Here is a 20,980-nt window from a genome sequence, read left to right as displayed (position 1 = left end):
CCGCGCCGCGGCAGGTTTCCCGGCCTGCAGCCGGGATTCCCGGATCGCCCCTTACATGTTCTCTTCGATGAACAGATAGGTCCGGTTCACGTTGGGTCGATGCCAGTCGTCGTAGTGGCGCAGGTGCTTGAACTCTTCGAGATCGGACAGGCGTTCCACCACCTCGTCCAGGGACTCCCAGTCCTCGATACCCGCTTCGACCTCGCGCACCAGCAGTTCCAGGTAGTCACCCGTGTCCTGGCGCGCCTCGGCCATGTCCGTCGCGCGGCCATGACCCGGTACGACGATCTCGGGATCGATGGACTCCAGGTGCCGGAAGGCCTCCAGCTTCTCCACCGGGTTACTCCAGGGATGGATGCCCAACATGCGTTCGGTGTAGACGATGTCGCCGGTGAACACGACATCCTCGCCTGGCAGGTGGACCATGATATCGCCCGGGAAGTGGGCGTCCCCGGCATAGATCAGTTCGAAGTCCACCCCGCCGACCGTCAGGGTGTGTTCGTCCACGTCAATCGGATTCGGGGCCGGGACTGGCTCGGTCCCTTCCATGGCCTCTTCTCCCACGGTATTCGCCAGGGACTCGATCTGCCCCTCGCCGCGTTCGGCCTGCGTGGATGCAGTGCGCTGCAGGGCGACCAGCTCCGCACCCTGCTCGTGGAAGTAGCCATTGCCCAGCCAGCGGTGATCCTGCGAACCCACCGAGATCACATGCGTGATCGGCTGATCCGTGACCTCGGCGATCGCCCTGGCCATGCGTTCGGCGACCTTGTAGCTCGGCCCCGAATCGATCAGCACGACGCCGTCGTCAGTGACGACGAAGCCCGTGTTATTGGTGAAGCCGAGATTTTCCGGCGTGCGGTTCTCCAGCGAACCGTAGAAGTACCAGACGCGGTCCGTCAGCTGAATCGGCTCCAGTACCTTCTCGATGGGTCGGTCGCGCGGCTCTTCTTTCTCTTCTCCGGCCTGCGCAATCAGGGCCAGGCCCATCAGCACAACGGCCAGCACTGGCCATACGGTCCAGCGCCCTTTCAATTGCCTATCCATCCAAACATCCTCAATAAGCGGGTTTCGCCCCCCGGTTGGAGAGCCTGCGAACGCGTCGCGTGTACCCCGGCCTTCGAACGCCCGTTCGGGCCGTTATTGGTTTTCGGCGATTATATCCGCTTTCGCGCATATTTAGACAGGGTTCACATCAGCGCCGCGGCTGCGAGTCCCCTGTCGAACCATGCAGGGCACGCACGACCCACCGCGCCACCAGCGGAAACAGGCCCACCGCGACCAGAGAGGCAATCAGACCGGGCGAAAAGATCCCCTCGGGCCCGTCCAGACGACTGATCTGCGTACCGGCATTGGCAAAGACGATCGTCGCCGGGAGCATGCCCAGCTGCGACACCCAGTAGTACGTCCACGTCCTGATGCGCATCAGGCCCATGCCTGCATTGATCACAAAGAAGGGGAAGGCCGGCGTCAGGCGCAGCGCGAACAGGTAGTACGCCCCCTCGCGCTCGAAGCCACGGTTGATGGGTTCCAGCCGGTCTGCGAATCGGCGCTGCAGGGGCTCGCGAGCGATGGTGCGCGCCACCAGAAACGTCAGCGTCGCGCCCAGTGTGGAGGCAAAGGACGACAGCACACTACCCCAGAACACCCCGAAGATGGCCCCGCCCGCCAGCGTCATGATCACGATACCGGGCAACGACAGCGCCGCGACCACCACATAAACGAAGAAGAACACCACCGCCGCCAACAGCGGCCGGGCCGCACGCTGGTCCTCCAGATCCCCCTGGGCTGCCTGCAGGCGCTCGAACTCCAGGAAACGGCCCAAGTCGAGCGCGAAGAACGCGATCAATGCGGCCACCGCAAGGATCGCCACCACCCAGTACGCTCGATTCACCTGCCCTCTCCCGATACGCATTCGTCAAAACGCTGGACCCGGACGCTGCCCGCGTGCGTACATTGGCCGCATGAATACACAGCCCCACCCATACGATGCCCTCAAACCCACCGTGATTCTCGACGCGGTGGAAACCACCGGCCTGCGCTGCGATGGCCGCCTGCTTGCCCTGAACAGCTACGAGAACCGGGTGTATCAGATTGGCATCGAGGATGCGACGCCGGTCATTGCCAAGTTCTACCGGCCCGGCCGCTGGACCGACCGCGCGATCCTCGAGGAGCATGCATTCAGCCAGGAGCTGGCCGCGCGGGAGGTCCCCGTCGTCGCGCCGCTGGTCGCAGACGACGGGGCAACCCTGCACCATCATCAGGGCTTTCGCTTCGCGGTTTATCCGCGCTGCGGCGGGCGTACGCCGGACCTGGAGCAGTCGGACACGCTGCAGCGCATCGGGCGGTTCATTGCGCGAATCCACGAAGTGGGCCTCAGCGCCTCATTCCACGAACGCATCACGCTGGAGCCGGTGGCACTGGGCGAACAGGCGCGGCAGGACGTGCTCGCCTCCGGCTACCTGCCCCCCGAGTTGCAGTCAGTCTATCGCGACCTCAGCGCGGACCTGATCAGCCGCATGCAGCGAAACACCGAGGCGGTGGGCCCCGTCCCGCAGCTCCGGCTGCATGGCGACACCCACCCGGGCAACATCCTGTGGACCGACGACGGTCCCCACTTCGTCGACCTCGACGACGCCTGCAATGGGCCCGCGATGCAGGATCTTTGGATGTTCCTCTCCGGGGAGCCACCGGAGATGGCATCACAGCTGCGCGACCTGCTGGAGGGTTACGAGACGTTCATGCGCTTCGACCGCCGCGAGCTGGGCCTGATCAGCACCCTGCGCACGCTGCGCATCATGCGCCACGCCGCCTGGCTGGCCCGCCGGGCGGATGATCCCGCGTTCGTCGACGGATTCCCGGTGTTCTACACCCCGCGCTACTGGGAGGAACACATCCTGACCCTTCGCGAACAAGCCGCCGCCCTGGACGAGCCCGCACTGGAACTGGACAGCCCGGGGGTCGCGGCCAGGGACTACTGGGATCTTTAAGGAGACGCTGATTTGATCGCACGTCCGCGTTGGTGCCCACTGTTATCCGAGACAACGCGCGTCGTGTAACGGGCAATGGTTTTACCCGCAAGCGGTGCAACGCAGGATCAGGGAAACTGGGGCGCCAACCCACAAGCCATTCAATGCAGGGGCTCGGCCGCCCGCCGTTATCCAAAACGGGCGCGCACACGGCGCTGCGGCTCCCTTGTGCAGAATGACTGCACGGCAGTCACTGCGCCTTGTTCGCACGCAAAAGGGACGAAGCAGCAAGCGTGTACATTAATCAATGTTTCTCTCGGCAAACACTAATCAAGCGGTCGCGCACCTGCGATCGCCCCCAGGCCCCGATAGTGTTCCAGCAGTTGCCGCCCGCTCTCCAATAACTCGGGACCGGGCTCGAGGCCAAAATCCTCCGCTACCCGGCGAAGCTGCTGGTCACCCGCTGCCGGCTCCTCGCAGACCCGCCACAACAGCCGTGCTCCCAGCGGGTTCAGCTCGGCAAAGCGTACGCGCTCGCCCTCGCCACGATAGGCCAACAGGTAGGTGGGCACATCACCCGGCTGCTGGGGGCAGTGGTCCGGCCCAATCCGATGCACCGGGAACTCGTAAGCCAGCAGTCGCGCGGCGGACGAAAACTCCGGGACCCCCGTCAGCAGATCGCCCTGCGGATCCACGTCGGCCGAGGGCTGCGCATCGCTGTAGACGAGCTCCGTCTCGACCCGTTCGTAGTGCGCCAGCTCGGCCAGAAACGGCCAGTCGCCCGGCAGCAGCCTCCGCTCCTCGGCCAGGTACTGGACGAATTCCTCCGCCAGCCGCGGGAAATACGGCGTATGACAGCCATGGTCACGATAGAAATCGCGCACCAGCGCTGCCCACGCCTCCTCCCCTAGGATCCGCCGGATGACCGGGAACCCGCGCCCGAGCAGATTACGAATGTTATTGATAAACAGGCGCCGGTAGATCGCCAGCCGGCGGTCCTCGATACCCTCCGGGGGCGGGTGGCGCTCCGGGTCGCGCAGGTGCCGGGCGAGGACCTGCTGCAACTCCTGAAAATCGGGTTCAGCCATGGGCCTGCAGGGATGCGCGCTTCCCGGCCGCGGTGACCTGAAGTGCGCGGATGCGGTCCGTTTCCTCCAGCAAGACCTCCAGCGCCGGGAAGTTGAAGTCCCGCTCCAGCAAGGTCGGCACCGGGCCGATCCGTTCGTAGGTCGCCTCCAGCAGATCCCATACGTCCCCGCAGACCGGCTGGCCATGCGTGTCCACGCGCAGATCCGGCGCTTCTTCCTCGTGGCCGGCGATGTGGATGTAGCGCACGCGCTCCAGCGGCAGACCATCGAGGAACTCGACCGGGTCATAGCCGTGGTTGATGCTGTTCACGTAGATGTTGTTCACATCCAGCAACAGCTCGCAGTCGGCTTCGTCCAGCACCGCCCGGAGGAACTCCAGCTCGCTCATCCGGGCCCCGACCGGGGTGTAGTAGGAAACATTCTCCAGTGCCATGCGCCGGCCGATCGTCTCCTGCACCTGGAGCACGCGACGGGCCACATGCCGCACGGCTTCTTCGGTAAACGGGATCGGCATCAGGTCGTAGAGGTGGCCCTTTTCGTCCCCGCAGGCCGAGAGGTGTTCGGTGTAGTCCTCGATGTCATGCGTATCGAGGAACCGGCGCAGATCGGCCAGAAAGTCCATGTCCAGGGGTCGTGGCCCGCCGATGTCCAGGGAAAGCCCGTGACAGACGAACGGGTGGGCCTCGGTATATTCGCGGAAAGTACGGCCCAGGCGCCCGCCAAGGTGCATCCAGTTCTCCGGCGCAGCCTCGAAAAACCCGAGCCGCTCCAGCGACTCGGGTGCCTCGGCCAGCGGCTCCAGTAGTGCCCGCCGCAGGCCGAGCCCGGCCCCGCGTACGCGGGCCGGGCGTACGGGCTGGATGGCTTCAGCCGCCACAGGTCCCCTCGCCACAGGAGCCTTCCGAGTCCTTCTCTTCCCCGTTGGCGCCACAGCTACCCTCGCCACAGGAACCTTCGGAGTCCTTGGGCTCGCTATCGGCGCCACCGCAGGTGCCTTCACCACAGGAACCCTGGGCCAGCATGTGAGGGGCTGAAGATCCCTGCTGATACCCGTGGTTCAGATCCACCGCGGCGAAGGCCGGGCTGGAACCCATGGCCAGGCCGATCGCGGCGGTACCCACCACGCCGGCCAGGGTCTTTTTCGAGAACAGTTCTTGTTTCATGATGCAACTCCTTCGTCGCTTAACGTTAGGGGCAAAATGCCCGCCTTGCCAATGGTTGCTGTTTTGCACAGCTCCATTGGCGATCCCCTGTCCTCCATCCTCCTGGCTATCCCCTGTCCATCATCCTCCTGCGGATGTAGAAATCGATGCTCAGGTAGCGGCCGGCGCCCCAGAAGAAGATCACCAGCAGCATGATGAAGTACGTCGCGGCCATCTCGATTCCGCTGTTCACGATCGCGAAGCTCCCGTACTCGGTCAGCCAGTCCCAGTTGCCGTGCTCCCGCAGGATGGAACGCGCGCGGCTCAGCCGTTCCTGGGCCGCTTCCACTCCCGAGCAGTTGAACAGGCACATCATCGGGTCGGAGATGCGCTGCCATCCGTTCTCCAGATGGGCCGTGACCGCCGCGACGATCATCGTGACCATCAGGGGAATGGAGAACCAGCGCGCGGCAATACCCAGCAGCAGGGCGATCGCACCCAGGACCTCGGCATAGGCGGCCAGCAGCACCATCAGGTACGGAAACGGCATCCCCAGCCCCCAGTCCGGGTTGCCAAACCACATCACCACGCTTTCCTTCGGCAGGAAGCCGTCGAGCTTGTTGGTGCCGGCCATCCAGAACACCGGCGCGAGATACAGGCGAATCAGCAGCGGCGCCAGAAAATCCGCTCCGCGCGTCATGTCCAGCCACCGCTGGAATCGGATACCCGCCCGCAACGCCATAGCGTTCATCGCCTCGTCCTCGATTCTTCCGTTGAACTGACTTGAAGCCTAGCCAGCCCTTCGGACAATCGTGAGAACCGTCGCGCCGGCATTTATGTCCGATCGTCCGGGGCGGAGCCAAGACGCCTGCGATGCCGTACATTGATCAGTGTTTCCTCGACAGGAGCGAACCCCTCATGGACATGAGCCGGATCATGCCGCGCGAGGACACGCTGTCGTCCGTCCTCTCGGCCTACAACCTGCGCGCACGGATCGACACCAACCCCCGTCTGTGCGGCCAGTGGCAGCTCAGCACCACCGGTTCCGGGCATGCGAGCTTTCACCTGATCAGCGAAGGGGGCTGTTACCTGCACATGGAGGACTGCGAGCCACTGTGGCTGGATGCGGGCGACATGCTGCTCCTGCCCCACGACGACTGGCACCTGCTGGCGAGCGAGCCTTCATTCGAGGACCGGGACAATCACCTGAATCTGCTGGACCCGTCCGAGCCCGAACCCGGCTCGACACAGCTGTTATGCGGTCACTTCGAATTCGATTCCGGGCGCCGGAATCCGATCCTGGCGGCCCTGCCCGACCGCGTGATCGTGCGCCACGCCGAGAGCGGCGAGCGGCTGGCGCGGCTGGCCGATCTGATGCGCCTGGAACTGTCAGAGCAGTCCGCCGGCTATCGGCCGGTACTCGATCGTCTGGCGGATACCCTGTTCGTAATGACGGTGCGCCACTACGTCTGCCATTACCAGGAGCATCCAGAACAGTGTCTGATCGCGGCCCTCGCGGACGACCGTATCCGCCGTGCCCTCGATGCGCTGCACGCACGCCCCGAGGAGAACTGGACGGTCGAGGGCTTGGCGCAGGAGGCCGCGATGTCGCGAACCAGTTTCGCCGCGCGTTTCAGCGAGCTGGTCGGACAGGCCCCCATCGACTACCTGACCCAGTGGCGCATGGTCCTGGCCGAACGCCTGCTGCGCGATCCGAGGGCATCGGTGGCCAGCGTGATGGAACAGGTCGGCTATGGCTCGGAGCCGGCCTTTCGCAAGGCCTTCAAGCGCGTCCACGGGTACGGCCCCGGGCGTATCCGGCGACTGTTCTCGCGCCTGACTCGCGCGCACTGAAACACCGCGGTACCGGGCTTTCAGCGACCCGCAGGCGCCTCCCAGTGCTCGTCCTGCATCACGTCATCCAGTGGCGTGGCGGCCAGGTGGTTGGTGTAGTTCGAGAGGGTCTTCAGCGCGACTGCGAGGATCACATCCAGGATCGCCGCCTCCTCGAATCCCGCCCGGCGAAACGCCTCGAGTTCGTCATTGGGGACCGCACCGCGATGCTTGAGTACTGCTACCACGAATTGGCGCAGGGCCTCGAGCCGCTGATCGGGCACGGGTTGATCCTCGCGCAGCGCGTCGACGACCGCATCGGGCAGGCCCGCCATCCGTCCCGTCATGGAGTGCGCGGCCATGCAGTAATGACATTCGTGGTACCGACTGATCGTGAGTAGCGCAACGCTCTGTTCCTCGGGGGACAGGCTGCTCTGGCTCAACCGCTCGGTCAGGTCCAGGTAGGCCGAGGCCGCCGCCGGGCTGCTGGCCATCACGCGAATCAAATTCGGCACCAGTCCCAGCACCTTCCCGGATCGCTCGAAGGCCTCCGGCGCGCTGTCGGGTGTTCTCAGTGGAAATTCCATCGTCATATACCTCCAGGGAACCACGGATCAATGGTTCCCTCGCTCTTCGTCGTCGGCGGGCCTGGCCGGCAGCAGGGTTTCCAGTGCCGGCAACAGATGCAGGACCGTGTCCGCGTCCTGCCGCGCCTTGGCCAGCAGCAGCACGCCTTCGACCTGCGCCAGCCACTGTTCCGACAGACGGGCACTATCCGATGCCTGCGGGAGTTCGCCGCTTTGCACGGCGGTCTCGATCGCTCGCTGGAAATGGCCGCGCAGGGCCTCCAGGTGCGCGGCCACGGCCTCTCGAACCGCCGAATTCCAGTTCGCCAGCTCCAGCGCCAGGTTCCCGAACGGGCAGCCGGGGAGCTCCCCGACCTCCCCCTGGGCGCGGATCTCGAACTGATACAGGCGATCGACAAACCGCCCGAGGCGGTCGCGCAGAGGCAGGTCGCATTCCAGCGACGGCCGCAGTACCTCGCGTTCGAGCTCGCGATAAAGCGTCTCGAGCATCTCCAGCACCAGGGCGTCCTTGCCGGGAAAAAAGTGATAAAGGCTGCCCTTCTTCACGCCAGCGTGCGCACAGATCTCGGCCACGCCGACGGCGCCGTAGCTGCGGCCAAGGATCAGCGACCGTGCGGCGGCGATCAGGGCGTCGCGTGTCCGGGTTGGGGTGAATGCATCGGCCATACATTGAAGAATAGTTGACCGGTCGGTAAATTGGAAAGCATCGGATATCTAGCGAGGCCACCATGTCCATCCCGGTTATCAACGCGCAGGCGGTCACGATTCCGGTTCGCTACGAGGACAGCTGGCAGGACGGCTTCGGCGCCCGCGGCTGGAAGCTGGACGTCGCCGGGCTGGGCGCCGACGTGATTGCCGCAACTCCCTATTGCGGGGATCGCATTCCGACCTCGGTGTTTGTCCATGACATCGTCGACCATCTCCTGTGCGGTTTCAGTCTGTCCGGTTACGTCGACGAGGCCGCGGCCCTGATCCAGCTCTCCCTGCGAACCCACTCTGACCCCGTCCCGGACTATCAGCAGATGGTCGACGAAGATCTGATCCCGGGGCTTGGCCAGCACGATGACTGGGTCGAGCTCCTGCCGGCCTCGCTCAACGTCTCCCCCGAGAGCGTCGGGGACCCCGGCCTCCTCCTGAACGAGCTTCGCGACAAGCTGGGTGACGGGGCCCTGCGCGCCCTGCTGACCGCCGGGTTCGTCCGCGAAGGCTGGAAACGAGCGGAAGATGCCCGGCACTACTGGGAGGGGCTTGGCCTGCGTTATCCGGACCGCGGCGCGACCGCCCTGGCACTACAGGAGCTATTCGAGTGGATGGATGCCACGGTGCGCGAACAACTGTGGATGCACGCGACTGGTCAATTCCTGATCCATCGCGAGCACGTGACCTTCCGGTTTTCCCGGCCTGAGGGCGCAGGGCATCGGTCAGTAAATGTCGCTTCCGGTCATTGAAGCCGACCCACAAGACCGCAGATCTGCGCCCAGGCTTCACGCCTGCAGGTCAAAGTGCGATCCGAGGTGCTCGTTGGAGTTGGACTGCACCGAGCCGTCGGGCATGAAGGTCTGGCCCATGTCCGCTTCGTCGTCCGGATCGGCGTCCATCTGGGGGGCATCGTCGGCCTGCGGGGCCCCGTTGACCTGGCCGCCGGCCAGCGGCATCGCGGTGGCCTGCGTCGGCGGCGTCGCATTAAGGCCCTGGGGCGCGAATGCCGCCTCGTGTGCCGACGGGGCCTGTGTGGTGGACGCCGGCTGGGCCACATGTGGGGAAGTCGAGACGGCCGCGCCCTGTCCGTTGACCTGACCGTTCGCCTGCGCTTGCGTGGCGGCCTGAGCCTGCTGTGCCGGCTGTGCGTGTGCCGCCTGCCCAGCCTGCCCGGCCTGCCCGGCCTGCCCGGCCTGCGCCGGTCGGTGGCCAGCCTGCCCGGCGTTGTTCGGGCTTTGCGCCGAATGGACCGGCCGCGCCAGCGCCGCCTGATTCATTCCGATGCCGTCGATCATGAGGTGCTCCCGGTTTTCGTTGCACCCGGCACCCAAGCAGCGACCATGCCAGAACACTGGTGTTTTCCGTGAAGGGCGCCATGAGGCGCTCCCCGGGCGCCCGCCCCATGTCGCTGTCTTGTCCGGTGCGGCAAGCACGATCCGTCCGCCAGCAAGGGTGTTCCGGTCAAACCGGCCCTATTCGCAACCGATATCCTCGTGCCAGAGGTCCGGGTGTCGTTCGATAAACGCGGCCATCAGCTCCTGGCAGGCGGCGTCCTGCAACACATCGACCTGCACGCCGTGCGAACGCAGCCAGTCCTCCTCTCCCATGAAGGTGGCGTTTTCCCCGACCACCACACGCGGGATGCCGTACAGCACGATCGCCCCGCTGCACATCGCACAGGGCGAGAGCGTCGTGTAGAGCGTGCACTCGCGGTAGATGCTCGCCGCCTGGCGTCCGGCGTTCTCCAGGGCATCCATCTCGGCATGCAGGATGGCGCTGCCGTTTTGCACCCGCCGATTGTGTCCGCGGCCGACGATGCGCCCGCCGTGCTCGATGACCGAACCAATCGGGATACCCCCTTCATCCCAGCCGGTTCGTGCCTCGTCCAGGGCTGCTTCCAGAAAAGGATTCATGACATTCGTCCGGGTTTGTTCGAGAACTGATTGTGTAGACTCATGGACTGAGGTGCGAATTCGGCGCCAACCACCCTCCCCTTGACGGGCTCGATACGAGAGACTTTCCATGCGCCGCCGCATCATCGGCATCCCTGTCGGTATCCTCCTGGGCGTCGCGCTCGCCTTCGTGCTGGCAAACGTTGCCCTGTTCAACCTCCTCCCGAAACCCGACCGAGTGAAGGCCCCGGTGGCCATCGACTACGGCACCTCGGACAGTGCATTTCGCCGCGGAATGGGGCTCACGCTGCAGCAGCCGATTGTCTCCGGCAACGCGCTGGAGCTGCTGCGCGACGGCGAGGCCATCTACGACGCCAAGATCGAGGCCATCGAAGGCGCTGAACAGACGGTTACCTTCGAGGTATACGAGTTCTGGGGCGAGCAGGCCGCCCGCTTCGCCGAGGCCTTCGCACGCGCGGCGGAGCGCGGGGTCAAGGTTCATGTGGTGATCGACTACGTGGGCTCCGTGCTCGCGGATCAGGAAAAGTTCGACCGCATGACCGAAGCCGGCGCGGAAGTCGTGCGCTGGCGCGAGCCCTCCTGGTATCAGATGTCACGTTTCAACCACCGTACGCATCGAAAAATTCTGGTGGTGGACGGCAGAACCGGATTCATCGGCGGCGCGAACATCGCGGACACCTGGGTGCCCGCCGAGGACCACGAGCCCTACCGCGACAACCACTTCCGTGTCACCGGGCCCGTTGTGGGCAACTTGCAGGCGGCATTCATGGAGACCTGGCTGGATGCCAAAGGCGAACTGAAGCTGGGCGATGCGTATTACCCGGAACTCGAGGACGAAGGTGCTCTGGATGCGCAGGTCGTCAACAGCGCCCCGCGCGAGGGCCGTCATCGCATTCGCAAGATGTTCCTGCATGCCCTGGCAGCAGCCGAGGACCAGGTGACCATTGCGACGGCGTACTTCTATCCCGACCCGGACTTTCTCGATGCGCTGACCGACGCGGCCGACCGCGGCGTTCGAATCCGCGTGCTCATGCCGGGCGACAGCATCAACCACGGTTTCGTACGACATGCCTCCGTGAATCGCTGGAGGCCCATGCTGGAGGCCGGGGTCGAGCTGCACGAATACCACCCGCGGATGTATCACTCCAAGCTGATGAGCGTGGACGACCGCTGGACCAGCATCGGCTCGGCCAATCTGCACAACCGCTCATTCCGCCTGAACGACGAAACCAATCTGAACATCTATGACGAAGACTTCGCCCGCTCGATCCGGGAACTGATCGAGGAAGACAAGGCCGAGGCCGAGCGGATGACGATCGAGGCCTGGGAAAACCGGCCCTGGAAATACCGCATCTACGGCTGGATCGCGCGCATCATCGGGCCGTACATGTAGCGGCCCCGAGCCGGAGCCGGCCTTTTCAGTTGGCGACGGGCCGGGCGCCACCCTCGGCATCGATCTCCACTACCAGCATGTCGCCCGCGCCGATGCTGCGACCGGACAGTTCCATGATGTTCGCACGATGCGTGACATACACCGCCGGCCCCGCATCGCGCGCAAATGCCTCCGCAAGATGCTGGTGCCAGGCACGCATGCGGCGCTCCCGGTCGGGTTCATTGGTGCGGAAGATCGAGCCCAGCGCATCGAGGATCTCCGGCTCGCCGTAGCCCAGCAGGCGCGCCGTATCCGCATTGCGGCACCACGGGCCGGCAAATACGCGGATCTCGGCCAGTCCGGCGGCGCGCAGACGTTCACCAAGCTCGCGCGCCTGGTCACGGCCCAACTCGGAGAGGTTGCGCTGGGTTGTGCAGTCCTCGAGATCGAAACCCGGAGGGTCCCCGATACCTGGCGCCGCGGCATGCCGCATTAACAGGATCCGGTGGGGCTCCTGCAACTGAGCAACAATGACGTGCTCCGCAGCCAGTTCGTCCGCCCAAACCGGTGTGCCAAACAGACACCCCACTACCAGGGCCAGCCCAAGCAGCAGCCGTTTCACAGTTCCGATTTCCTCCGCTACACCACCGCGCGACTCCGCCATGCAGAGCCATCACCGCCGCCGGACTAATCGGGGCGGCAGAGCCCGTCACCACAGCGCGACCGCCAGCGTCGACGCGCAAACCCGTTATAGACCCGATCCATCAGGCGCACCACGTGCGGCACGCGCGACAGCACCCGCCCCAGCAAGCGGTAGTACGGCAAATGCCGCCAGACGACGACAAACGCCCAGGCCCCACTGTGGATCTGCCCCTGGGCGTCGACCACATGCATACGCCGCATCGCCGCATCCCAGTCGATGCGCCACGCCTTCAAGGGTGCCGCGTCGGCGTGGATATCCTGCCAGTCCACGCGACCGGCCTTGTCCAGCCGCCGGTAGTGGCCGATCTCGCGCCGACAAAGTGGGCAGCCGCCATCGAAAAAGACGATGGGGCGCCGCCCGGATAACGAATGGTCAGGCATGGCCGACCGGGCCCAGGTATTGATATTCGGCCTCCGGCAGCGAGCCCAACGCACGTTCTACCACGTCGCGCGCCAGATCGCGGGTCATCTCCGGATGCGCCGGGATCATGTCGGTGCGCACGGCGAGCGCCATTGCCAGCGCCTGCAGCACATCTCCATTGCAGGTGTCGCCCAGCAGTGCAATCTCGTGATCCAGGGTCTCGACCAGCCGGTCCAGCAACTGCTGGACACGCACGGCGGACCCGGTCTCGGGATGCAAACGAAACTCGAAGGAAACGGCCTCTCCACTGGGGGTGGTATACCGATAGGGCATCACGTCCATGGGTCTCTCCTTCTTGTTCGTGTGGATCGGATGGTATCGCCAGGCCGAACGGCGGCTTAGGCTTACGTGGTTGGGCCACGCATGACGGAAACAGTTCAACCAGGAACGAGTTTCCCCGTCGGTCAAGATGGGGTCTGCATCGTTACTGGGCTTTACCGTATCAGACCACACTGACGGGATACTCGATCGAACCGCGAGTCGCGGTATTCTTGACCTCGATGAATATGGGACTGCACTTACACGCAGGGTGGCACTGATGGCCCGTCGACGACGCGGACCGATTACCCGTCTGCTACGCGCACTGACCTGGCTGCTGGCCGGGACGCTCACACTCGCGGTCACATTCGCGCTCGGCCTGATCGTGCTGTTCGCCAAGGTCAACCCGCCCTATGGCATGGCCATGGTCGTCGCCACGGACTGGCAGACCGCATCCCGCCTACGGCCCGAATGGCAGCGCCTGGACGACCTTCCGCGTCACCTGATGCTGGCCGTGATCGCAGCGGAAGACCAGCACTTTCCGGTACATCGCGGCTTTGACTGGGGCTCCATGCGCCAGGCGGTAGACGACCACATGCTGCACGGCCAACGCCTGCGCGGGGCCAGCACCATCAGCCAGCAAACGGCCAAAAACCTGTTCCTGTGGCACAAGCGCTCCTGGGTCCGCAAAACGCTGGAGGCCGGATTCACGGCCGGTATGGAAACCATCTGGCCCAAGCGCCGCATCTTCGAGGTCTACCTGAACCTGGCCGAGTGGGGTCCGGGCATCTACGGGATCGAGCACGCCGCCCAGCACTACTTTGGCTTATCCGCGCGCGAACTGGACCGCCACCAGTCCGCACGCCTGGCCGCGATCCTCCCCAGCCCGGGCAGCTACAACCCTGTCAACCCCGGCCCGCGCCTCAGCCAGCGGATCGCCTGGATCGAGCGCCAGATGAACCAGCTGGGCATCGCCTGGCTGGACCCCATGCTGCTGGAATAGCCCCTGCGCTCGCTCCACGGGCGTGAAAATGCCCTGGTGTTTCCCTAGACTACATTCCTCCGCTGTCGCACGGATGCTCGCACTGGCGTCCTCCTGGCGACCCGCGAACCCCGTCCAAACCCGAGGTCCGCCCGTGTCCCCCAGCCGCTTTTTGCGTCTCCCCTTCTTCCTCCTCCTCACCCTCTTCTCGCTGTTGCTGCTCATGCCCCTGGGGACCGTTCAGGCCCAGGAGGGTGGCGATGGAGGTGATCTGCATGACGCGCTGATCGAGGCACTGGAGAACGAAGAGGCACGCGAACGCCTGCTCGAGACACTGCGGGCCGAACGTACCGGGGACGACGAGAGTACGGCAGGCGATGAGGCGGCGGTCGACACCGACGAACTGACGTCGATCCCGCGCCAGATCGCCCAGTTCACCCAATCGCTGGCCGAAGGCACAGTGCAGGAGATTCGGGCCCTGAACGAGATCGCCGTGGATATTGGCGACAAGCTGAGCTCGATCGACCCGGTGGTATTCGGCGCGGGGGTGCTGGACCTGGCGATCCTGATTGTCCTGACGATCGCCGCGTTCCTGATCCTGCGGCGCCTTGGCAGCCCGATGTTCGCGGCGCTGGATCGCTGGGTGATCAACTCGCCGGAGCAGTATCACCTGCTGCGCGCACTCCCCGCCGTACTCCTGGCCGCGCTGATCGATTTCCTGATCGTGATCCTGGCCTGGGTCGGGGGTTATGGCCTCGCGCTCTTTGTGCTCGGGGAGTCCGGAGAGATGCTGACGCGGCACTCGCTGTTCCTCAACGCCTTCCTGCTGATCGAGGTCACCAAGGCGGCCCTGCGCCTGATCTTCGCCACGCGCTACCGGGGCCTGCGGCTGCTGCCCATGGCCGGCGACGAGGCCGCCTACTGGAATGCCTGGCTGGCACGCCTGGTCACGTACATCGGCTACGGCCTGCTGCTGCTGGTGCCGCTGGCCAACAATCATCTCTCCAGCGAGGCCGGGCGCTCGCTGGGGCTGCTGGTCATGCTGACCGCTTTCCTCTACGCGGCGGTCATCATCCTGCAGAACCGCCAGCGCGTGCATGACCGCCTGATCCTGGTCGCCAATCGTGCCGGATTCGCCTTCACGCGCATGACGCTGACCTTCCTGGCGAACGCCTGGCACTGGATCGCGCTGATCTACTTCCTGACCCTGGCAATCGTCAGCATCACCCGCCCGGAAGATGCCCTGCCCTTCATGGCCAAGGCCACCGGACAGACGGTACTGGCCGCATTCATCGGGGTCTTTGTCGCCAACGTGCTCAGCCAGATCATCGGCCGCGAGATCCGGGTTCCGGACGAGACTCGCATGAAGTTCCCGATGCTCGAGGCACGCCTGAACTCGTACATCCCCAAGGCGCTGAAGACGATGCGCCTGGTGATCCTGCTCATCGTGCTGGCAGTGATCGCAGATGCCTGGGGCGCGTTCAATCTCGGCGCCTGGATTGCCTCCGATACGGGCATGTACGTGCTCGGCACTGCGATCTCGGTCGCCCTGATCCTGATCGGTGCCCTGGCCATCTGGCTCGTGTTCGCCAGCTGGATCGAACACCGCCTGAGCCCGAATACCGGCGAGGGCGAGCCCGGGGCGCGCGAGAAGACCCTGCTGACCCTGTTCCGCAATGCGGTCGCCGTCGTGCTGGCCGTGATGACCGCCATGATCGTGCTGGCCGAGATTGGCGTGAATATCGGCCCGCTGCTGGCCGGCGCCGGCGTGCTCGGCCTGGCGGTTGGCTTCGGCGCACAAAAGCTGGTGCAGGACATCATCACCGGGGTGTTCATCCAGCTGGAGAAAGCCATCAACACCGGGGACGTGGTCACGGTGGCCGGCATGACCGGCGTGGTCGAGAAGCTCACGATCCGTTCCATGGGCCTGCGTGACCTGTCCGGCACCTATCACCTGATCCCGTTCTCGTCGGTGGATGCCGTCTCCAACTACATGCGCGAGTATGGCTATCACGTGGGCGAGTACGGCGTGGCCTATCGCGAGGACATCGACGAAGTGATCGTGCGCCTGCGCGAGGCCTTCGAGGAACTCAAGGAAGATCCGGACCAGGGTCCGAACATCCTCGACGAGATGGAGGTACACGGCGTGACTGCGCTGGCCGACAGCTCGGTCAACGTGCGCATCCGCATCAAGGCGCTGCCCGGTACGCAGTTTGGCCTGGGCCGCGCGTTCAACCGCCTGGTGAAGAAGCACTTCGACGCCGCCGGTATCGAGATCCCGTTCCCGCATCAGACCATCTACTTCGGTCAGGAAAAGGACGGCAGCGCTCCGCCCGCGCACCTGCGTCTCAGCCAGGAGCAGGGTGAAGACACCGACGACGGTCGCGACTACTCGAAAGACCAGCGGGCCCGCCCCAATCCGAAGCACAAGGGCGATTACGACGAGGCCGAGGACTGAGCGAGACAGGGCCGGTGTACGGATTCACGCGGACGACTTCCCCCGAAGGGGAAGTCGCGCCATGATGAAGGCATGCGACTGCTGATTCTGCTCGCACCGCTCGTGCTGCTTCTGGCCTGGGCACCGAGCTGGTGGGTACGCCAGACGATGAGGAAGTACAGCCAGCCGGAGGACCGCTACGACGGGACCGGCGCCGAGCTTGCGCGTGACCTTCTGGATCGCCATGGCCTGCATCACGTGCGCGTCGAATCCACCCGCGATGGCGACCACTACGATCCCTTCGATCGCGCGGTGCGGCTGTCGGAGGACAACCACGACGGTCGCTCGCTCACCGCGATCACGGTGGCTGCGCACGAGGTCGGGCACGCGGTGCAGCACGCTCAGGACTACCCGCCCCTGCGCATGCGCAGCAACCTGGTCTGCCTGTCTCGCTACGGACAGCAGATCGGGGCCTGGCTAATGGTCGCGATCCCCATCATCACGCTGATCGCCCGGCATCCGGCACCGGGCATCCTGTTCTTCCTGGCCGGGATTCTGTCGATGGGGATCGCCGCGCTGGTGCACTTCGTCACCCTGCCCACCGAGTTCGACGCGAGCTTTCGCCGCGCCCTGCCGATGCTGCGCCGGGGCAATTACCTGCACCCGCCGGACTATCCCCATGCCCAGCGCATCCTGAAGGCCGCGGCCTACACCTACGTCGCCCAGTCCCTGATGAGCCTGTTGAACATCGCGTCCTGGTTCCGCTTCCTGCGGCGGTAGCGCATGGACCGCTGCCCGCTGTGTACCGCACCTCTGCGCCCGTTCTTCAGCCGCGGGGTGCGCGACCCTTCGCCCGGGGACTACCAGCGCTGCAGGGGCTGCTCGCTGATTGTCCTGAAGCACCGTTGCTGGCCCACCCTCGCATTCGAGCGCGAGTACTACCAGACACACGAAAACCGGCCGGACGACCCCGGGTATCGGCGGTTTCTGGGCCGCCTGCTTGCACCGCTGGAGGCGCACTGCCCGCCACCGGCGCAGGGCGTGGACTGGGGCTGCGGCCCCCATCCGGTACTGGCGGACATGCTGTGTGCGCGCGGCTACTCCATGCAGACCCATGACCCCGTATTCGCACCTGACCGTCCCGAAGCCCGTGCATGCTTCGATCTCGTCACCTGTACCGAGGTTCTCGAGCACCTGCATGACCCGATCGCCATCCTTGGCGAGATGGCCACCCTTCTGCGCCCCGGCGGCACGATTGCGATCATGACCGGCTGGCCGCCCCCCGCGGCGGCCTTTCATCGCTGGCACTATCGCCGCGACCCTACCCACGTGGCCTTCTACGGGCCCGACACCCTGCGCTGGATCGCCGCGCATCTTGGCTGGGCGATCCACCTGCCGGCACCGGACATTGCGCTTTTTCGCATCCCGGAGCCCCAGGGAAACGAAAAACGAGAAGCCTGCAACGAAATCCGGGGTGCCCCGGAAACCTCGGCTCGCGCCTGTTAAGCTGTTGTTAAGTCGCCACGCACTAAGCTTCCCACCGTACTTTCACGAGGAGAGTTGTTATGACGAACCGTTCCCGGCCTCTCGCCGGTTTGATTGCCGCCGCCGCGCTTGCGCTCGCCAGTCCGCTGGTGATGGCCCAGGGCATGGGTCAGGAAGGCATGGGCCAGCAGGGGCAGCAGGAAGGCGGGGCCAACCCGCAAATGGAAATGCAGCAGCTGCAGCAGACCCTGGCCGAGACCCAGCAGCAGGCGATCGAGAACAACCCTGATCTGGAGCGCAAGGGCGAAGAGCTTGAGAACCTGGTGCTCGACAAGATGGAAGAGGCCGGTTACCAGCCCCGCCAGGATCTTGAAACCCTCGAAGGCGCCGAAGAACGCCTGCGCGACCCGGACCTGAGTGCCGAAGAGCGCCAGCAGGTAATCCAGTCCGAAGAGGTCCAGCAGGCGCAGATGAACCTGCAGGAGGCCCAGCAGGCCGTCGCGCAGGACGAGGAGGTCATCTCCGCTCAGGAATCGCTGCGCGAGGACCTGATGGCCGCGATGCGCGAAGAGAATCCGGACATCGATGACATCATCGCGCGTCTGGAAACCCTGCAGCAGGAAATGCAACAGGGCGGAAGCCCGGGCATGGCACCCCCGCAGTAAGCCACGCTGAAGCATACGCTGGAAGGCCCCGGTCGCCGCTGGTGACCGGGGCTTTTTTGTGCAGGGTTGGGCGCTCCAGCGAGTGCGATATATACCCTAAAGGCTATATATCGTATTGAATGCCTTTGATAGAAGAAAATAAGCCGACCTTCTATAATCTTCCCTCCCCTGACTGCGCCCGGCCCAACCCCGGGCCAGAGATGGCTGCCAATCACGTGACGACGGCCCTGGCAGCCATACAGCCCGGGTGCGCCAGGCACGCGGGATCGCTCGACTAGCCGTCGTCTTCGTCACGAACAGGCCAAGCGAGTACCGCCATGAATTCGATCCTGCTGCGCATCTTTCCGTTCCTGAGCTGGCGTCCCACCAAGGAAACGCTCAACGCGGATCTGATTGCGGGGATCTCGGTGGCCCTGGTCCTGATCCCGCAATCCATGGCCTATGCGCAACTGGCCGGTCTGCCTCCGGTGTACGGGCTCTATGCCTCGCTGCTGCCGGTGATGGTGGCCGCGCTGTGGGGTTCCTCGAATCAGCTCGCCACCGGCCCGGTGGCAGTGGTATCCCTGCTCACGGCATCGGCCCTGGTGCCGCTGGCGGCCGAGGGCTCATCCGAATTCATCATGCTGGCGATTGCGCTCGCCCTGATCGTGGGCGTAATCCAGCTGGTCATGGGCCTGTTCAAGCTGGGCGCGCTGGTCAGCTTCATCTCGCACCCGGTGATCGTCGGCTTTACCAACGCCGCCGCGATCATCATCGGGCTGTCCCAGATCAACAAGCTGCTGGGGGTACCGATCGACACCTCCGGCCACTTCCTTCTGGGTCTTTGGGGTGTCGTGCTGGAGCTGGGGCACACCCATTGGCCCACCCTCGCCTTCGGCCTGGGCGCGATCGCGCTGATGGTCGGCATGAAACGCGTCGCCCCGAAGATTCCGGGCGTGCTGGTCGCGGTGGTTGTCACCATCCTGGTCTCCTGGCTGATCGGGTACGAGCGCAAGGCCGACACGACGCTCGCACAAATTGCGCCTGGCGAGCTGGTCGAACTCGCCCAGCAGATCGAGGAGAAGCAGGGACAGGCGGCCAATCTGGATGACCGCGTGCGCGAACTGGAACTCGAGATTCAGGAGGCGGCCCGTGGCGATGCACCGGCCCTGCGCTTCGAGCAGGAGCAGGCCGCACTGCAGCGCGATGAACTGCGCGCCGAGCTCGCCCCACTGCGCGACGAGTTGCGCAACACAACGTTGCGCCGACTCCCGGCGACGGACGACGAACCCGAGCGCTTCATCGCCGATGACCACATGACGGATGCCGAACGCGAACGCGCCGAGCGCACCTCGTGGCGGATCGAGCAAGTGGACGGCGATGAGGTCTCGCTCAATGGTGGCGGCGCTGTCGTGGGCAACGTACCCCAGGGTCTGCCGTCAATCTCCGCACCAGAGATCACCTTCGGAACGATCACCACGCTCCTGACCACGGCCTTCGTGATCGCGCTGGTCGGCTTTACCGAGGCCATTGCGATCGCCAAAGCCATGGCCGCGCGCACCGGCCAGCGTCTGGACCCGAACAAGGAGCTGATGGGACAGGGCCTGGCCAACATCGCCGGCGGCTTTACACAGGGCTACCCCGTCAGCGGTTCGTTCTCGCGCTCGGCGGTCAACCTCAATTCGGGTGCACGCACCGGCCTGGCCTCGGTATTTACAGCCGTGCTTATCGGGATCGCATTGCTCTTCCTGACGCCCCTGATCTACCACCTGCCGCAATCGGTACTGGCGGCGATCATCATGATGGCCGTGGTCGGGCTGATTAACTTCAAGGCAATCAAGCACGCCTGGGTGGCCAACAAGCATGACGGGGCGGCCGCGGTGGTCACCTTCATCGCCACCCTGGCGATGGCCCCGAATCTCGACTACGGCATCTTGATGGGTGCCGGTCTGGCCATCGTGCTGTACCTGTACCGCACCATGCAGCCGCGCGTATGCGAACTGGCCCGCTACGACGACGGGACGCTTCGCGAGGCCCAGCGCTACGGGCTGGAGACCAACGAGAAGGTCGGCCTGATGCGCTTCGACGGCTCGCTGTACTTCGCCAACGTCCCCTACTTCGAGGACGCGGTACTGGACCTGGTCGCGCGCCACCCACAGGCCAAGTATCTGATCGTGGTGGGCAAGGGCATCAACGAGATCGACGCCTCCGGCGAGGAAGTGATCCACCAGCTGGTGCACCGCCTGAAGGCGCGCGGCATCACCCTGGTCTTCGCCGGCGTGAAGGCACAGGTCCTGGAGGTGATACAGCGCACCGGGCTCGAGGACATTATCGGCAAGGACAACATCTTCAAGTCCACCGACCACGCGGTTAAGGAGATCTCCGAACGCGTGGGTGAGCCAATCAAGTGATCGCCAAAGCCCACGCCACGGACGGCGAAAAGGGCTGCAC

At 64.9% G+C, this 20,980-nt stretch carries 23 protein-coding genes; 10 read left to right on the top strand and 13 right to left on the bottom strand.

Features of this window, described 5'->3' with window-relative positions; translation table 11 throughout:
• Positions 1-51: 51 nt before the first annotated feature.
• Positions 52-1,044, bottom strand: a complete 993-nt coding sequence (locus tag F468_RS0111930) for an MBL fold metallo-hydrolase (RefSeq protein ID WP_038038701.1) — start codon at positions 1,042-1,044, stop codon at positions 52-54.
• 148 nt (positions 1,045-1,192) lie between these two features.
• Entirely contained in the window at positions 1,193-1,873 is a 681-nt protein-coding gene (locus F468_RS0111925; protein WP_018174466.1) for a TVP38/TMEM64 family protein, read from the bottom strand.
• Positions 1,874-1,961: 88 nt separating this feature from the next.
• On the opposite strand from F468_RS0111925, the gene F468_RS0111920 reads away from it, so the two are divergent.
• On the top strand, positions 1,962-2,987 hold the full coding sequence (locus tag F468_RS0111920) for a serine/threonine protein kinase (protein WP_018174465.1): 1,026 nt from the start codon (positions 1,962-1,964) through the stop codon (positions 2,985-2,987).
• Positions 2,988-3,292: 305 nt separating this feature from the next.
• On the opposite strand, the gene F468_RS0111915 is transcribed toward F468_RS0111920, so the two are convergent.
• The 4 genes from F468_RS0111915 to F468_RS0111900 form a co-directional block, all read right to left on the bottom strand.
• Positions 3,293-4,054 (bottom strand): DUF2063 domain-containing protein, encoded by a 762-nt coding sequence (locus F468_RS0111915; RefSeq protein WP_018174464.1) that lies wholly within the window; start codon positions 4,052-4,054, stop codon positions 3,293-3,295.
• Complete coding sequence (locus F468_RS0111910; RefSeq protein WP_018174463.1) at positions 4,047-4,931, bottom strand: DUF692 domain-containing protein; 885 nt, start codon at positions 4,929-4,931, stop codon at positions 4,047-4,049. Before F468_RS0111910 ends, F468_RS0111915 begins: the two co-directional genes overlap by 8 nt.
• Complete coding sequence (locus F468_RS0111905; protein WP_018139164.1) at positions 4,921-5,217, bottom strand: hypothetical protein; 297 nt, start codon at positions 5,215-5,217, stop codon at positions 4,921-4,923. Before F468_RS0111905 ends, F468_RS0111910 begins: the two co-directional genes overlap by 11 nt.
• A gap of 106 nt (positions 5,218-5,323) precedes the next feature.
• Positions 5,324-5,938, bottom strand: a complete 615-nt coding sequence (locus tag F468_RS0111900) for a DoxX family protein (protein ID WP_018174462.1) — start codon at positions 5,936-5,938, stop codon at positions 5,324-5,326.
• Between the two features lie 176 nt (positions 5,939-6,114).
• Between F468_RS0111900 and F468_RS0111895 the strand changes: the two genes are divergently transcribed.
• A complete protein-coding gene (locus tag F468_RS0111895; RefSeq protein WP_018174461.1) occupies positions 6,115-7,050 on the top strand; it encodes an AraC family transcriptional regulator in 936 nt (311 codons plus the stop codon).
• Positions 7,051-7,070: 20 nt separating this feature from the next.
• Here the strand turns inward: F468_RS0111895 and F468_RS0111890 are convergent, their stop codons facing one another.
• Positions 7,071-7,622: a carboxymuconolactone decarboxylase family protein gene (locus F468_RS0111890; RefSeq protein ID WP_018174460.1), complete on the bottom strand. Its 552-nt coding sequence runs from the start codon at positions 7,620-7,622 to the stop codon at positions 7,071-7,073.
• 21 nt (positions 7,623-7,643) lie between these two features.
• Positions 7,644-8,282: a TetR/AcrR family transcriptional regulator gene (locus tag F468_RS0111885; protein ID WP_018174459.1), complete on the bottom strand. Its 639-nt coding sequence runs from the start codon at positions 8,280-8,282 to the stop codon at positions 7,644-7,646.
• A gap of 62 nt (positions 8,283-8,344) precedes the next feature.
• Here F468_RS0111885 and F468_RS0111880 point away from each other — a divergent pair, with 62 nt between their 5' ends.
• Positions 8,345-9,064 (top strand): hypothetical protein, encoded by a 720-nt coding sequence (locus tag F468_RS0111880; protein ID WP_018174458.1) that lies wholly within the window; start codon positions 8,345-8,347, stop codon positions 9,062-9,064.
• A 36-nt stretch (positions 9,065-9,100) separates the two neighbouring features.
• On the opposite strand, the gene F468_RS0111875 is transcribed toward F468_RS0111880, so the two are convergent.
• Together F468_RS0111875 and F468_RS0111870 are read right to left on the bottom strand one after the other, a co-directional pair.
• Positions 9,101-9,610: a hypothetical protein gene (locus F468_RS0111875; protein WP_026296537.1), complete on the bottom strand. Its 510-nt coding sequence runs from the start codon at positions 9,608-9,610 to the stop codon at positions 9,101-9,103.
• A gap of 177 nt (positions 9,611-9,787) precedes the next feature.
• Complete coding sequence (locus F468_RS0111870) at positions 9,788-10,228, bottom strand: nucleoside deaminase (protein ID WP_018139171.1); 441 nt, start codon at positions 10,226-10,228, stop codon at positions 9,788-9,790.
• Between the two features lie 109 nt (positions 10,229-10,337).
• Between F468_RS0111870 and F468_RS0111865 the strand changes: the two genes are divergently transcribed.
• Complete coding sequence (locus F468_RS0111865; RefSeq protein ID WP_018174456.1) at positions 10,338-11,621, top strand: phosphatidylserine/phosphatidylglycerophosphate/cardiolipin synthase family protein; 1,284 nt, start codon at positions 10,338-10,340, stop codon at positions 11,619-11,621.
• A 25-nt stretch (positions 11,622-11,646) separates the two neighbouring features.
• Here F468_RS0111865 and F468_RS0111860 read toward each other — a convergent pair whose 3' ends face one another.
• The 3 genes from F468_RS0111860 to F468_RS0111850 are packed head-to-tail and all read right to left on the bottom strand — an operon-like array spanning position 11,647 to position 13,005.
• Entirely contained in the window at positions 11,647-12,264 is a 618-nt protein-coding gene (locus tag F468_RS0111860) for a histidine phosphatase family protein (protein WP_018174455.1), read from the bottom strand.
• 23 nt (positions 12,265-12,287) lie between these two features.
• Entirely contained in the window at positions 12,288-12,683 is a 396-nt protein-coding gene (locus F468_RS0111855) for a thiol-disulfide oxidoreductase DCC family protein (protein WP_018174454.1), read from the bottom strand.
• Entirely contained in the window at positions 12,676-13,005 is a 330-nt protein-coding gene (locus F468_RS0111850; protein ID WP_018139175.1) for a hypothetical protein, read from the bottom strand. Before F468_RS0111850 ends, F468_RS0111855 begins: the two co-directional genes overlap by 8 nt.
• A gap of 256 nt (positions 13,006-13,261) precedes the next feature.
• Here F468_RS0111850 and mtgA point away from each other — a divergent pair, with 256 nt between their 5' ends.
• The 6 genes from mtgA (at position 13,262) to F468_RS0111820 (ending at position 20,940) form a co-directional block, all read left to right on the top strand.
• Positions 13,262-13,984, top strand: a complete 723-nt coding sequence (gene mtgA / locus F468_RS0111845; RefSeq protein ID WP_018174453.1) for a monofunctional biosynthetic peptidoglycan transglycosylase — start codon at positions 13,262-13,264, stop codon at positions 13,982-13,984.
• Positions 13,985-14,117: 133 nt separating this feature from the next.
• On the top strand, positions 14,118-16,421 hold the full coding sequence (locus F468_RS0111840) for a mechanosensitive ion channel domain-containing protein (protein ID WP_018995245.1): 2,304 nt from the start codon (positions 14,118-14,120) through the stop codon (positions 16,419-16,421).
• Between the two features lie 72 nt (positions 16,422-16,493).
• The gene (locus F468_RS0111835) at positions 16,494-17,180 is read left to right on the top strand and encodes a zinc metallopeptidase (RefSeq protein ID WP_018139178.1); all 687 of its coding nucleotides are present in this window, start codon (positions 16,494-16,496) and stop codon (positions 17,178-17,180) included.
• 3 nt (positions 17,181-17,183) lie between these two features.
• On the top strand, positions 17,184-17,906 hold the full coding sequence (locus F468_RS0111830) for a class I SAM-dependent methyltransferase (RefSeq protein WP_018995244.1): 723 nt from the start codon (positions 17,184-17,186) through the stop codon (positions 17,904-17,906).
• 59 nt (positions 17,907-17,965) lie between these two features.
• The gene (locus tag F468_RS0111825) at positions 17,966-18,550 is read left to right on the top strand and encodes a hypothetical protein (protein ID WP_018139180.1); all 585 of its coding nucleotides are present in this window, start codon (positions 17,966-17,968) and stop codon (positions 18,548-18,550) included.
• Between the two features lie 317 nt (positions 18,551-18,867).
• The gene (locus F468_RS0111820; RefSeq protein ID WP_018649354.1) at positions 18,868-20,940 is read left to right on the top strand and encodes a SulP family inorganic anion transporter; all 2,073 of its coding nucleotides are present in this window, start codon (positions 18,868-18,870) and stop codon (positions 20,938-20,940) included.
• The last annotated feature ends 40 nt before the right edge of the window (positions 20,941-20,980 follow it).

It is taken from the genome of Thioalkalivibrio sp. ALJ2, from assembly GCF_000378325.1.
Classification (GTDB): Bacteria; Pseudomonadota; Gammaproteobacteria; order Ectothiorhodospirales; family Ectothiorhodospiraceae; genus Thioalkalivibrio.
Note: the sequence above shows the minus strand (reverse complement) of the source record. Positions and strands in the feature narration are given on the sequence as shown.

What these genes read in the sequence shown, in the direction of transcription:
- F468_RS0111930 (WP_038038701.1), bottom strand. Translation starts at nt 1,044, where the DNA reads ATGGATAGGCAATTGAAAGGGCGCTGGACCGTATGGCCAGTGCTGGCC.
- F468_RS0111920 (WP_018174465.1), top strand. Translation starts at nt 1,962, where the DNA reads ATGAATACACAGCCCCACCCATACGATGCCCTCAAACCCACCGTGATT.
- F468_RS0111915 (WP_018174464.1), bottom strand. Translation starts at nt 4,054, where the DNA reads ATGGCTGAACCCGATTTTCAGGAGTTGCAGCAGGTCCTCGCCCGGCAC.
- F468_RS0111905 (WP_018139164.1), bottom strand. Translation starts at nt 5,217, where the DNA reads ATGAAACAAGAACTGTTCTCGAAAAAGACCCTGGCCGGCGTGGTGGGT.
- F468_RS0111900 (WP_018174462.1), bottom strand. Translation starts at nt 5,938, where the DNA reads ATGGCGTTGCGGGCGGGTATCCGATTCCAGCGGTGGCTGGACATGACG.
- F468_RS0111895 (WP_018174461.1), top strand. Translation starts at nt 6,115, where the DNA reads ATGGACATGAGCCGGATCATGCCGCGCGAGGACACGCTGTCGTCCGTC.
- F468_RS0111890 (WP_018174460.1), bottom strand. Translation starts at nt 7,622, where the DNA reads ATGACGATGGAATTTCCACTGAGAACACCCGACAGCGCGCCGGAGGCC.
- F468_RS0111885 (WP_018174459.1), bottom strand. Translation starts at nt 8,282, where the DNA reads ATGGCCGATGCATTCACCCCAACCCGGACACGCGACGCCCTGATCGCC.
- F468_RS0111880 (WP_018174458.1), top strand. Translation starts at nt 8,345, where the DNA reads ATGTCCATCCCGGTTATCAACGCGCAGGCGGTCACGATTCCGGTTCGC.
- F468_RS0111875 (WP_026296537.1), bottom strand. Translation starts at nt 9,610, where the DNA reads ATGATCGACGGCATCGGAATGAATCAGGCGGCGCTGGCGCGGCCGGTC.
- F468_RS0111870 (WP_018139171.1), bottom strand. Translation starts at nt 10,228, where the DNA reads ATGAATCCTTTTCTGGAAGCAGCCCTGGACGAGGCACGAACCGGCTGG.
- F468_RS0111865 (WP_018174456.1), top strand. Translation starts at nt 10,338, where the DNA reads ATGCGCCGCCGCATCATCGGCATCCCTGTCGGTATCCTCCTGGGCGTC.
- F468_RS0111860 (WP_018174455.1), bottom strand. Translation starts at nt 12,264, where the DNA reads ATGGCGGAGTCGCGCGGTGGTGTAGCGGAGGAAATCGGAACTGTGAAA.
- F468_RS0111855 (WP_018174454.1), bottom strand. Translation starts at nt 12,683, where the DNA reads ATGCCTGACCATTCGTTATCCGGGCGGCGCCCCATCGTCTTTTTCGAT.
- F468_RS0111850 (WP_018139175.1), bottom strand. Translation starts at nt 13,005, where the DNA reads ATGGACGTGATGCCCTATCGGTATACCACCCCCAGTGGAGAGGCCGTT.
- mtgA (WP_018174453.1), top strand. Translation starts at nt 13,262, where the DNA reads ATGGCCCGTCGACGACGCGGACCGATTACCCGTCTGCTACGCGCACTG.
- F468_RS0111835 (WP_018139178.1), top strand. Translation starts at nt 16,494, where the DNA reads ATGCGACTGCTGATTCTGCTCGCACCGCTCGTGCTGCTTCTGGCCTGG.
- F468_RS0111830 (WP_018995244.1), top strand. Translation starts at nt 17,184, where the DNA reads ATGGACCGCTGCCCGCTGTGTACCGCACCTCTGCGCCCGTTCTTCAGC.
- F468_RS0111825 (WP_018139180.1), top strand. Translation starts at nt 17,966, where the DNA reads ATGACGAACCGTTCCCGGCCTCTCGCCGGTTTGATTGCCGCCGCCGCG.
- F468_RS0111820 (WP_018649354.1), top strand. Translation starts at nt 18,868, where the DNA reads ATGAATTCGATCCTGCTGCGCATCTTTCCGTTCCTGAGCTGGCGTCCC.